Annotated in this window: 10 protein-coding genes; 2 read left to right on the top strand and 8 right to left on the bottom strand. The window is 45.2% G+C overall.

Annotation, left to right across the window (positions count from 1 at the left end):
- Nucleotides 1-27: 27 nt before the first annotated feature.
- The 6 genes from rlmF to FTV34_RS11975 form a co-directional block, all read right to left on the bottom strand.
- Nucleotides 28-1002: a 23S rRNA (adenine(1618)-N(6))-methyltransferase RlmF gene (gene rlmF / locus FTV34_RS11950; RefSeq protein ID WP_180070298.1), complete on the bottom strand. Its 975-nt coding sequence runs from the start codon at nt 1000-1002 to the stop codon at nt 28-30.
- Between the two features lie 225 nt (nt 1003-1227).
- Complete coding sequence (gene ligA / locus FTV34_RS11955; RefSeq protein WP_180070300.1) at nt 1228-3264, bottom strand: NAD-dependent DNA ligase LigA; 2037 nt, start codon at nt 3262-3264, stop codon at nt 1228-1230.
- Between the two features lie 96 nt (nt 3265-3360).
- The gene (locus FTV34_RS11960) at nt 3361-4356 is read right to left on the bottom strand and encodes a cell division protein ZipA C-terminal FtsZ-binding domain-containing protein (protein WP_004783344.1); all 996 of its coding nucleotides are present in this window, start codon (nt 4354-4356) and stop codon (nt 3361-3363) included.
- A 1-nt stretch (nt 4357) separates the two neighbouring features.
- Nucleotides 4358-7810 (bottom strand): chromosome segregation protein SMC, encoded by a 3453-nt coding sequence (gene smc / locus FTV34_RS11965; protein ID WP_180070311.1) that lies wholly within the window; start codon nt 7808-7810, stop codon nt 4358-4360.
- Nucleotides 7811-7821: 11 nt separating this feature from the next.
- Nucleotides 7822-8517: a GntR family transcriptional regulator gene (locus FTV34_RS11970; protein WP_034170647.1), complete on the bottom strand. Its 696-nt coding sequence runs from the start codon at nt 8515-8517 to the stop codon at nt 7822-7824.
- A 194-nt stretch (nt 8518-8711) separates the two neighbouring features.
- Entirely contained in the window at nt 8712-9515 is an 804-nt protein-coding gene (locus FTV34_RS11975) for a sulfite exporter TauE/SafE family protein (RefSeq protein ID WP_180070302.1), read from the bottom strand.
- Nucleotides 9516-9542: 27 nt separating this feature from the next.
- On the opposite strand from FTV34_RS11975, the gene FTV34_RS11980 reads away from it, so the two are divergent.
- Together FTV34_RS11980 and FTV34_RS11985 are read left to right on the top strand one after the other, a co-directional pair.
- Nucleotides 9543-10298 carry a biotin--[acetyl-CoA-carboxylase] ligase gene (locus tag FTV34_RS11980; protein ID WP_180070304.1) on the top strand — a complete coding sequence of 252 codons (756 nt, stop codon included), beginning with the start codon at nt 9543-9545 and terminating at the stop codon, nt 10296-10298.
- A 14-nt stretch (nt 10299-10312) separates the two neighbouring features.
- Nucleotides 10313-11053: a type III pantothenate kinase gene (locus FTV34_RS11985; protein ID WP_180070306.1), complete on the top strand. Its 741-nt coding sequence runs from the start codon at nt 10313-10315 to the stop codon at nt 11051-11053.
- Here the strand turns inward: FTV34_RS11985 and FTV34_RS11990 are convergent.
- Nucleotides 11007-11612 (bottom strand): alpha/beta hydrolase, encoded by a 606-nt coding sequence (locus FTV34_RS11990; RefSeq protein WP_180070307.1) that lies wholly within the window; start codon nt 11610-11612, stop codon nt 11007-11009. The two genes, FTV34_RS11985 and FTV34_RS11990, sit on opposite strands and share 47 nt — an antisense overlap.
- 137 nt (nt 11613-11749) lie before the next feature.
- A complete protein-coding gene (locus tag FTV34_RS11995; protein WP_159123528.1) occupies nt 11750-12325 on the bottom strand; it encodes an alpha/beta hydrolase in 576 nt (191 codons plus the stop codon).
- Nucleotides 12326-12591: the final 266 nt, after the last annotated feature.

Consider the following 12591-nt stretch of genomic DNA (forward strand, 5'->3'; position numbering starts at 1 on the left):
AGCTCACTATTCCTGCCTAAAAACAAGCTAAGCAGAAGTCCAACGCGCATTTTTCCACGCTTGCTGTTGCTTTGTATCTAGAAAAGTCCAAGCCACAAAACGACTCTCTTTTTGCCCCTGCGTCATTTTAATAGTTTTTACATCCACTGCACCGCACTTACGCAAGGTATTTAACAGCATAGGCAATGTGGTTTTCTTAGAAACCAGTGTACTAAACCAAAGACATTGCTCAGCAAACTGTGTGCTCTCTTGTACCATTTGGCAAACAAAGCGTTCTTCTCCACCGTCACACCACAGCTCGTTCTTTTGTCCGCCAAAGTTTAACACCACCTTAGAGCGATCAACCGGTTTGCCAAGTTTGCGTAATTTTTGCGTTGCTGTGGCATTTGCCTCATCTTGCGAAGCATGAAATGGTGGGTTACACAGGGTCAAATCAAAACGATCTGAAGGTTTAATCACACCTTTGAAGATATTGCTGGGTGTCTTCTGCAATCGAATCTGAATCCCCTTCCTGAGATTCGGATTTGCCTCCACGATAAATTGAGCGCTTTTAACCGATGCCGAATGAATGTCTGAGCCGACAAATTTCCAACCATAACTACGATGCCCAATGATCGGATAAATACAGTTCGCCCCTACCCCAATATCTAATACGTGAACGGCGTGTCCTGTTGGAATCTGACCGTTATTATTGAGACTTAACAGGTCAGCCAAATAGTGAATATAGTCGGCTCTACCCGGAATCGGTGGGCAAAGATAATCTTGAGGAATATCCCAACATTGAATGCCGTAAAAATGCTTGAGCAATGCTTTATTGAGCATTTTCACAGCCAGTGGATCAGAAAAGTTGACTGAAAGATCGTTATATTGATTCGGGCTGACAAAAGGCGCAAGTTCCGGACAAGTCTTGATCAGCTGAGGAAAATCATAACGACTGCGATGCAGATTTCGTGCATGTAATTGCGATTTTTGTTGCGGAAAAGATTTCTTTGCTTGCGCCATGTGTATGCCAATCATCAACGGGAGAATAGAATCAATAAGGCAGGATCTATACCTGCAAATGAATCTATTGTACGTGAATTCAACTTACATTGCCGAACCCTTCCTTGTATTTGTCTATCCTCCCCTCTCATTCACCTATAGTTTTGAATTAGCAATAAAAAAGACACCTTAAGATTCATCATCCTGGGTGTCTTTTTTATTTGAGTCATTGTTTAGAACTGATTATTATTCGATTTGCCCATGCTCTTTCATCAAAGCAATAAATTGCGCTTCATTGATCACGGGCACACCGAGTTTTTTTGCTTTATCGAGCTTAGAACCCGCTTTTTCACCCGCCACCACACATTTGGTCTTGCTAGAGACACTGCCACTGACCCGTGCACCTAAGGCTTGCAACAGTTGTGTTGCTTCATCACGTCCCATAGAGCTTAAAGTACCCGTCACCACCCAGCTTTCACCATTCAGTGGTTGGCGCGTTGGTGCAATTGGCGCATCCCAATGAATACCGGCAGCCAACAAGCGATCCAATACTTCCAGATTATGCGGTGCCTGGAAGAAATCAACAATCCACTCTGCGGTAATATCACCAACATCCGGTGTTTTCTTCAAAGCATCTACATCAGCACTACGTAAAGCGTCGAGAGTCTGGAAAGTATTGGCCAGCATACGTGCTGTCGTTTCACCTACGCCACGAATCCCGAGCGCATAAATAAACGCTGCCAATGTAGTTTTCTTGCTGTTCTCAATCGAATCAATGAGATTTTGAACGGACTTTTCACCCATTTTTTCGATTTGCAGTAATTGCTCACGATGCTCATGCAAGTGATAAATATCCGAGACATCTTTTAAAAGATTGAGATGTAACAGTGACTCCACCCAGCGATCGCCCAAACCTTCGATATCCATGGCCTTACGTGAAACAAAGTGACGGATGGTCTCAATGCGCTGCGCTGCACAATACAGTTCACCTGAACAACGTGCCAAGGCCTCACCTTCCGGCATAACGACTGGAGAACCGCACACCGGACAATTCTCAGGTAAATGCACTTCTACCGCATTGGCAGGACGGAATTCTGGCCAGACTTTTTCTACCTTAGGAATCACGTCACCACTACGATAGACACTGACGGTATCCCCAATTCTTACATCCAGACGGTGAATTTCACCAATATTATGCAGGGTCACATTGGAAACCGTCACACCGCCCACTGCAACCGGATTCAACCGTGCTACAGGCGTTAGAGTCCCGGTACGACCCACTTGCCAGTCAATATTTTCAACAGTGGTCAATGCAGCCACTGCTGGGAATTTATAAGCCGTTGCCCAACGTGGTTCACGGCTCAAGAAACCCAGTTTTTGTTGCTGTTTAAGGTCATTGACCTTAATGACCATACCATCGATTTCGACACTAAGCTTTGAACGTTCTTCAATGATCTGCTCGTAAACTTTTTGCACTTCCTGGATGCTACTGCAGATAAAATGACGCTCACCAACAGCAAAGCCAAACTGCTGTAGCCATTCCAGACTGGCTGACATCGTGGTTTGACCATGATGCGGTACACACTGGGCAATCCCATAGGCATAGAAAGCCAAAGGTCGAGAAGCTGCAATATTCGGATCAAGCTGGCGTAAACTGCCAGCCGCGGCATTACGTGGATTGGCAAAAGTTTTTTCACCTTTCGCAGCATTGGCTGCATTCAGGCGTTCAAAGCCAGATTTCGGCATCAGCACTTCGCCACGTACTTCCAATAGTTCTGGAATAACGCCATTCACTGGAGACAGGAATTTCGGCAGGTTACGGATGGTTTTGACATTCTGGGTAATATCTTCGCCAGTTTCCCCATCACCACGGGTAACACCACGAACCAGTACGCCATGTTCATACCAGAGGGAAATTGCCAGACCGTCAAATTTCAGCTCAACATCGTATTCAATCTCTTGATTGGGTAAACGCTCTTCAATACGGCGTGCGAAAGCAAACAGATCATCCTGATTAAACACGTTGCCTAAAGACAGCATTGGCACCGCATGCGTTACGGTCAGAAATTTGGAAAGTGCCTGACCGCCTACTTTAACTGTCGGTGTGTCTGGCTGTTGTAAATGTGGATATTGTTCTTCTAAAGCTTTGAGCTGATGAAAGAGCTGATCATATTCACTGTCTTCAATCGTAGGTTGATCCATCACATAATAAGCATGATTATGCTTGGCAATCAGTTGAATCAATTGACGCATTTGCGCAATGACAGTGGCATCTTGGGTCATAATTTCACCATAAAAAAGGGCGGAAAATCCGCCCTATACAATATTCAGCTTTTCGCTATTATAAAAATCGGATTCTGCAGATTCAATATTGGAATATTAAACTTCTGCAGTCTGTCCAGCACGATAATCAATCGCCTGATGACGCCAGAATTCACGTAATTGTGGGGTCATTTCCTGCTGGTTCTGATCATAAACCAGACCATCCACTTCACGCGCAATCAGACGAGAAATGCTGTCCATGGTATCGAAGGCATTCTGCACATCGCTATGCGGTAAAGCCAGGAAGAACGCCAGACCTTTCACTTCTTCAGTCGACAGAGTTTCTAGGTCAAAACCTTCCATACCGGTATCTGCCATACGTAATACCGAAAATAGCAATTTTGAGCCATCTTCACTATAGCGATGAAAACATGCCAGCTCACCATAACGCAGGCCATATTTCAGTAAAACTTTTAAGGTTTTTTCACCTGAAAGAGCACGGCCTTGTGGATAAACATGCAATGAAATAATCGTTTCAGCATTAGCCAGCGAACATTCTTCATCCACAATTTTTTGCTCATGGAGATGTGCATCGAGAATACTGCTTTCATCATTAAAGTCAGAAATTTCAGCTTTTTCAATATTACTATTCAGGCTAAATTCAGCGGCTTTGGGCTCTTTTTCTTCTTCTGCTACTTCTACTGTTTCAGGCTTGTTTTCTTGTTCAGCTGACGTAGTGTTTTCTTCTGTTTTGGCTGCTTCCTCTGCAACCACCTGTGTATCGAGCGGACTTGCTGCTTTGGTTTCTGGCTGGGCGGTTTCAGTCAAAGTTGGCTCTACTTTGACTGCTTCTTTTTGTTCTGTCTCAGGTGCAATGTTGTCTACCACTTCTTCATTCAGACTCGGTTCAACACGTGCAGCTGCCGGACTTTCGGTTTTAGACAGTTGAGATCGTACATGCCTTGGAATAACCGGAGTCTGGCTGTCAGGATCAATATGAAGATCCGCATCCAGTGACGGTACAGCCTCCGCAGGTTTTTTCAAGATCAGTCTTATGCCGAATAGCATAATCACAATTGCAATAACAATCCCGATAATTGTGGTGATTTCCATGTTATACCTCCGCAGCTAAGCCGTATTCTTTTGCCTGTTCCAAATTTACTGTCACTAATTTTGAGGTTCCCGGTTCAGGCATGGTTACACCTAAAAGATCAGTCGCCATCATCATTGCAAGTTTGTTATGGGTAATATAAATAAATTGCACTTGTTCAGAAAGCTCTTTGACTAAATTACAAAAACGTCCCACATTGGCATCGTCCAGCGGTGCATCCACTTCATCCAGTACACAGAACGGCGCCGGATTTAGGCGGAAAATTGCAAAGACCAGTGCTAATGCAGTTAAAGCCTTTTCACCACCAGAAAGCAGTGCCAGTGAGCTGTTACGCTTGCCTGGTGGGCGTGCCATCAGTTTTACACCCGATTGCCATCCATCTTCAAGACTTAAACTCGCCTCACCACCCTCAAATACTTTCGGGAACAGGTTTTGCAGCTCGGCATTGACCTGATCGAAAGTATTCATAAACAGCTTGCGGGTTTCCTGATCAATACTTTTCATTGCTGCCTGCAGCTGTTCAACGGTATTTTCCAGGTCCTGAATCTGATGGCTGAGTTCGCCATAGCGTTTCGAAACTTCTTCATACTCTTCAGAAGCTGCCAGATTCACCGCACCCAGTTTATCGAATTGAGCCTGTGCTTTTTCCAGTTTAGCCTGATGTACTTTTACATCAATATTTAGCCCTGAAATTACTTCACTATTCAACTCTTTCAGCTGCTCTGAATAATGCTGTAAATCGGATTTTGCTGCCTGCCAGGCCAGACGTTTGGCTTCAAGTTCAGTACGCAATTGTTCATCTTGCTGCTGGAAAGTATGGCGCTGCTCAGTCAGGTGCTGCTGCTTGCTCTGGATCTGGTTCAGCTCGATCTGCCAGTCTGCCCAGGTTTTTTGCAGTTTTTCCGTGATCAGTGCCTGTTCATTGAACTGGCTCTGTAAAGCAGGCAATTCCAGCTGTACCGGATCGACAAACTTTTTAGCCTGTTCAATCTGCGCAATAATCTGCTGATATTGTTCTTTTAAAAACAGCTGATCTTTTTCCAGCAGTTCAGCCTGTTGCTGACTTTGTACCGTTTGACGGCGCAGTAATTCTAATTCCTGCTGCGCCTGCTGAGTGACTTGCTGTGAGTCTTCCAACTGGGCATTGAGTTCTTCCAGCTGGAATTGCAAGGTCTTGTAATTGGGCAGTGCCTGTTCCAGTTTCAGATTCAATGCATGCAGATCAATTTCCAGATCGTCTTTCTGCATCGCATCTTCTTCCAGCTGCTCATCCAGTTGCTGTAACTGGTTCTGTAATTGCTGTTTCTGTACCGCAAAGGCCTGCGTCGCACTCTGAACTTTGGCAATGTTCAGATCAAGCTGTTGCAACTGCTTTTGTGCCTGCTTCTGCTGCTCATTAATGCTTTGAATCTGACTTTGCAAAGCTTTTACTTGAGCAGTGAGTTCAGGAAGCTGTTGCTCTAGATCTGCGAATTTTGGTTCAAGCTGAGTCAGTTGCTGCTCGATTTCATCCAGACGGATACGATGACTCAATGCCCCTTGTCCCGCCTGACTGGCTTCATCATAGTCCAGTGCAATCATCCAGTCGGGGCCGACATGATAGCCATCCAGACTTAAGATCGACTGGCCTGTTCTCAGCTGAGTTTGTAAACCAAGTGCCTGTTTAAAGTTCTCAGCTACGGCCACCTGTTGCCAGAGCGAATATTGAGGCGCTTCAATCCAGTCTGCTAAACAAGGGAGCCCATCAAGCTGAATATTATCCTGTGTCGTCTGAGCTTTGAGCTGGCGTGCACTATTTTCCAAAAAATGCTCAGTTTCTTCTAATACTTGTGCAGAAAGCCATTTCGCCAGGAACTTTTCAATCAAGCTGGCATAAGCTTTGGCCTGTGGATTCAGCTTCAGCACTTGCATTAACTGCACCGCATCCGCTTTGGCGTTTGGATTGGCTTTGGTCAGTAACTGGCTCAGGTTTTTGCGTTCTGAATGCAGTACCTGAATTTCTGATTTCAGCTGCATGAGCATTTGCTGCTGACTTGCCTGTTCTGCCTGTAGCTGCTCAAGCTCAGTTTTCAGTGTTTTGAGCTGAGCCTCAAAGCCAGTGATTTGCTGTTCAGTTTCAGCTTTATCAGCCTGATACTGTTCCAGCTCATCTTGCTGCGCCTGCTGCTGAATTTGTGCTGCCTGCTGTTGCAAGGTTTCTTTTTGCTGTTCAATCCGGACAATATTTTTAACCAGCTGTTCACTTTGCGCCAGCATTTGCTGTTTACGTTGTTGCTGTTGCTCAACTTGGGTTTTAATTTGAGCAAACTGGGCAGCAATCGTACCTTGCTGGGATTTTAGATCAGTCAGGCCCTGGTTTTGTTCCTGACTTTGACCTTCCTGCTGCTGCAATTGTGCGGTCTGATCTTCGAGTTGCTGATGCAGGGTGTCCAGTTGCAATTCAATCAGCTGTAAACGTTCTTTGGTTTGTGCTTTTTGTTCTTCCAGCTTCACCAGACTGCTTGAGTTCTGCTGCAATAAGGACTGCTTTTGCTGCAAAGTCATTTCCAGTTCGCTGAGCTTTTTCTCAGCCTGTTGCCATTCAGTTTGTAATGGCGTGGACTGTTGAATCAGGCGCTGGAACAGTTCACTGGTGGCTCCCAGATCATGTTCAACGGTGGTCAATTCAGAACGTACCAGCTTAAAATTCTCGCCCAGCGTATTCATCTGCACAGTATATTCTTCTTGCAGACGCTGGCTCTGCTCACACTGGAACGACAGGATTTCAATCTTGATGGTACGGATCTGGCCTTCCAGTTCCTTATATTGAATGGCAGTTTCTGACTGGCGTTTCAAGGTTTTAAGCTGAGACTTGAGTTCAGAGGCAATATCTTCCAGACGCGACAGGTTCTGCGTAGTGTGATCCAGATGCAGCATGGTCTCGCGGCGACGTGCCTGATAACGGGAAACCCCGGCAGCTTCTTCAATAAAAACCCGCATTTCTTCCGGCTTGGCATCCACCAGACGGTTAATCATGCCCTGTTCAATAATCGCATAAGAACGCGGCCCCAGACCGGTCCCCAGGAAAATATCGGTAATATCACGACGTCGGCATTTGGTGCCATTCAGGAAATATTCAGACTTGCCATCACGGTTGACCTGACGACGCACTGCCAGCTCATTATAGGCATTATACGCACCGCCCAGCTTGCCATAGGTATTATCAAAGCGCAGTTCTACACTGGCGATGCCCACCGGTTTACGCTTGGCTGTTCCGGTAAAAATCACATCCTGCATGCTGCCACCACGCAGTTGGCGCGCACTGGATTCACCCATTACCCAGCGTATGGCATCAATCACATTTGATTTACCACAACCATTGGGTCCCACCACTGCAGTCCGGTTATCCTTGAAGTGTAAGGTGGTACTGTCAGCAAAAGATTTGAAGCCTGAAAGTTTTAAACTGCTTAAACGCATAGTGTCCTGATTTAACGTCGTGAGCGTCTGGCCCACGCGAGTTCAATTTGTTTCATCCGTGTCAGAGATTCCAACACAAGGTTGCGCAAGTGTCGACAAAAATCTTCCATAAATAACGTTGCCTGATGGGATTTACGAATTAAAATCGCTTCCGTCACCAGTTTAAATAATTCAAAGGATTCCTGTAGCTCACGTCTTGAAATATTCAGGGTCAGAAAATAGCTACGGCGTAAAGATGGCAGCAGTTCCTGATAGTAGCGCATCAGGTAAAGATTACCGACCATCTCCTGTTGCTGGGCCATTCCCTGAAAGATCAAATCATAAAACTTTTCGATATGGCCTTGGCGGGTTTCGGCTTCTAATTGTTCTAATAATAGCTGAATGCGCTCTGCCTCATGACTGCGCCAGGTCTCTGCCATGCGATGTACCATCTGCCCCAGCAATAAAGAGGTCAGGTCAAACAGGGCACGAACCTGCATGGCCGACATTTCCGAAACAATGGCGCCACGACGCGGGAAGATTTCAATCAGCTGGGTACGTTCAAGCAAGAGCAAGGCTTCACGGACTGATCCCCGACTGACGTCAAGTTCCGATGCAATTCTGAGTTCCTGGATGCGTTCGCCTTCAACCAGTTCACCCCGGATAATCTGTTCACTGATATGCTTGGCAATCTGTTCAGACAAACTGTGTGCTTCTTGTTGTTGCATACTGTTCCTGTCTTATTTTTATTGATGCAAATACAGTCATTCTGGATGACTTTTCAGTTATTAAACGGCTTTTTTGCAGAAAATACTTTGACATTGTCAGACAATCTTGTGTCTATACAGCCAACCCAGTCAAAGAAAAAGGAGAATAGTGACCTATTCTCCTCAAAAAATTTAGCTGATAAAAAATGAGTAGTTCAGGCAGTAAAGCCTTGATAGATAAAATACAGACCAACTGTAGTCAATAAGGCCGCAAAACATTTTTTTAATAGAACTGGTGATAATAAATGCGCCACTTTTGCACCAAATTTTGCAGTGATAAAACTCATCACACTAATACCAATAAACGCATAAATATGAATATAACCCATCGTATTTGGCACTTCGACTTCAGCTTTCTGACCAAACCAGATGAAACCTAAGGCACCAGCCACTGCGATCGGCAAACCGCAGGCAGCAGAAGTGGCTACTGCTTTCTGGATGACGACACCACAACGATTCAGGAAAGGCACAGTCAAACTGCCGCCACCAATCCCGAATATGGCCGATGCCACGCCAATGCCACCACCCGCTGCCAACTGTAATGCGGCTGAAGGCAATTTCTGATTCGGATCAACCTGATAATGCGCGCCTCTAAACATTCTGAATGCAATCCAGACTGCAAAGAAGCCAATCAGCAATTGCAGGCCTTGGCCCGATAAATAATCTGCAATTCCAGCTCCCAAAAATGAGCCAATGACCAGGCCGGGTGCCAGATTACGCACTACATCCCATAACACTGCCCCTCTCTGATGATGTGCCATCACCGAACTGATTGAGGTCACAATAATTGTGGCCAGAGAAGTTCCGACTGCCATATGCATAATCACGCTTGGATCGTACTGGAGCTGGGTAAAAACAATGTACAGAATTGGCACGATAATCAGACCACCACCAACGCCAAACAAGCCTGCGGCAAATCCTGCAATTGCACCAATCAATAAATATATGATTAACTCCATAACGACATTTACCACGTTTAGATTCAAATGGATGTAGAAACTCGCGAACTGCAGCAACGTTTAAGTCAAGCAGGCCAACTCCCTGAAGTATTGCTGATCAAGCCGATCACCACATCGACCAATGACGATGTCCGGGAACTGGCAACCAAAGGGGTACAACAGGTACTAGTGTGTAGCCGCGTGCAAACCCAGGGACGTGGACAGCGTCAACGTCAGTGGATTTCTCCTGAGGGGAACATCTATTTAAGCACATTGCTGCATACACAAAAAGTAATCGATGGTCGCCTGGCACTGGAAATTGCATTAAATATCCTGCAAATGCCAAGCCTAAAAGGACTGGACTTGCAGGTGAAATGGCCCAATGACCTGTACAGCCTGCAGGGGAAATGGGGTGGCATTCTGATTGAACCGATTTCGACTCAACAGGTGGTGGTTGGTGTCGGGATCAATATCAGCCCACTCATGGAAAGCATTCCAGACCAGCAGGTCACCTCTCTGACTGAATTGGGACTACAGCATGCTTCACGTGTAGATCTGATTGCCGAGTTGTATCTCGCCATTCAGCAAGCGGGTGAATGGTTTAATTACGGCAGTCAGAATCTGCCGGCACGGTTTAACCAATATGCTGCATTTTTCCAGCAAACAGTTGAATTTACCGATATTCAAGGCCAATATTTCGGAACTTTCCTCGGCATTCAGGACGATGGTGCGGTCATTATCGAAACGGATGCAGGTACACAGACATTTTATCAGGGGCAACTCCGTCTTAAAAACGGCGGCTGAACAGGCATCATTCAATGAAAAAATTATGGTTGGATATCGGCAATACACGGCTCAAGTACTGGATTACGGAGCAGAACCAGATCATTGAACATGCTGCGGAAATGCATTTGCAATCTCCTGCCGACTTACTTTTAGGACTGATTCAGCACTTTAAAAGTTTGGGTCTGCATCAGGTCGGAATTTCTTCAGTATTGGACAAAGCGAATAATGTCCGTATTCAATCGATTCTGACCTGCCTGAACATTCCTGTAGTTTTTGCCAGGGTACAGGCACGCTATGCCGGTCTGATTTGTGGCTATGACGATCCTTCCCAGCTTGGGATCGATCGCTGGTTGCAGGTGCTGGCCGTTGCCAAGTCAACTCAGCAAAATTACTGTGTGATTAGCTGTGGGACTGCCCTGACCATTGATCTTGCCCAAGGTCAGAAACATCTCGGTGGTTATATCCTGCCGAATCTGTATTTACAGCGCGATTCCCTGATCCAGAATACCAAAGGCATTAAAATCCCGGATGCGGCTTTCGATGAACTCAGTCCTGGGCGCAATACCATTGATGCCGTGCATCATGGCATTTTATTCGGTCTGCTCAGCACCATTGAAAAAGTACTGCAAGATTTTCCGGCGCAGCTGATCCTGACTGGTGGAGATGCTGCGCTGTTTGCCCAGCATCTCGAACGGTTTCAGCCTGTGATTGAACCCGATTTATTGCTTAAAGGCCTGCAGCATTTTGCAGATCATTTGCCAGACACAGTTTAAGCAGCTCGAGTAACTTTGAAAAATCTGCATAGCCATCCAGCTTGTTAAAATGCCCTGCATTTTTGATTTCAAAAATCTGTGCATTCAGGCTATGGCCCAAACGCAGTGAAATCGGTGCAGGTATATAAGGATCATTGCTGGAAAGCAGCATTACAAAGCGTTTGGCACCATGTGATAGATTGTTCAGATCTAGCTTTACTGCCTGCACCATTTTATTCAGTTCCGACCAGGCCACCAGTGGTGTATCAAAAGCTGCGACTAACATGAGCCCGCCAATTTTCAATTGCGTACGGCTATAGTGTTCTTCGAGAAAATTTAGAGCACTTAAGCCACCCAAGCCATGCGCAACAATAAAACTATGCTCATCCAGATGTGGAATCTGCAGTTTCAGGTTGTGCTGCCATTCTTCCAGATCGGGTTGAAAAGGATTGGCCAGCATGATCCGTTTGGCCTCGAACCCGGCGTCTTTGATCTGCCGGCTTAACCACGGATACCAGTGGTCATTTGAGGTCGCCTGATAGTCAGGCACGATATAGACTTTCTTCGTTATATTTTTCATAGCATTGTACTTATTATATTGAGAGCAAAATGCTCCGACAAAAATTAAGTTTTTAATTATTTATTAGCGGATGAAATTCAATATTCCTTATTTAATTTCATCCTGTCATCATTGAACCGATCTGTTCATCATCCTCCCTATTCAGTGGAAGATTGGATCAGATAAGGCTGAATCACTCGCCAGACTTCCGGCAGTTCAGTACAACCCTGCGAATTAATGAAATGCCCTTGATGTTCGGCACAGACTACGATTGCATCCAGACTTTCCGCTTGCTCCAGACTGAAGTCAGGCTGAACCCGATCATCACCTTCCGAATAAATCACTACACGTTCATCAATCTGACGTTTTAGTAAATCAAAATCTACTTCAGCAGCGTCAATGAACGGATTAACTTCTTCCAGACGTCCCAGTCGGCCATTGAAACCGGCCACTAATACCAGTTGTTTGATTCTCTGATTTTTTAATTCGCGACTTAAATAATGTAATGCAGCCAGACATCCCAGACTATGCGCAATAAAAATACTGTTTTCGTCAATCCCGTCAATCTGTTCACGCATTTGCTGTTCCCAGACCTCCAGTTTTGGCGTAGTTGACGGGTCAAGTCTGAGTACTTTCAAGCTGACATGTTCCTGCTGGGCTTTTTCCTGAATCCATGGAAACCAGTTTTCTTCAGGACTTGCGGTATAGCCATGCACCACAATCACTTGAGTCATTAGAAACATCCTTCTATATTATTTTATTTCGAATATTTTCGAGTCTGCCTGATTTTTATGGAAATTTGGGTAAGCAAATGTTGTTTTGTTTAAACTGGATATAAAAGAAAATACAGACAATAAAAAAGGCGCTATATGCCATTGCTGTCCCACAATTTTTCACAAGAGGAAGCTCATTTGAGCTTCCTCTTGTTTTATGGGTATTTTATCGGGTGAAAATAAAGCTTTTAAAGTTCTTCTTTCAAACAAATTCACTTGAATTATTC

The sequence above is a fragment of the Acinetobacter sp. YH16038 genome (assembly GCF_013417275.1).
GTDB lineage: Bacteria > Pseudomonadota > Gammaproteobacteria > Pseudomonadales > Moraxellaceae > Acinetobacter.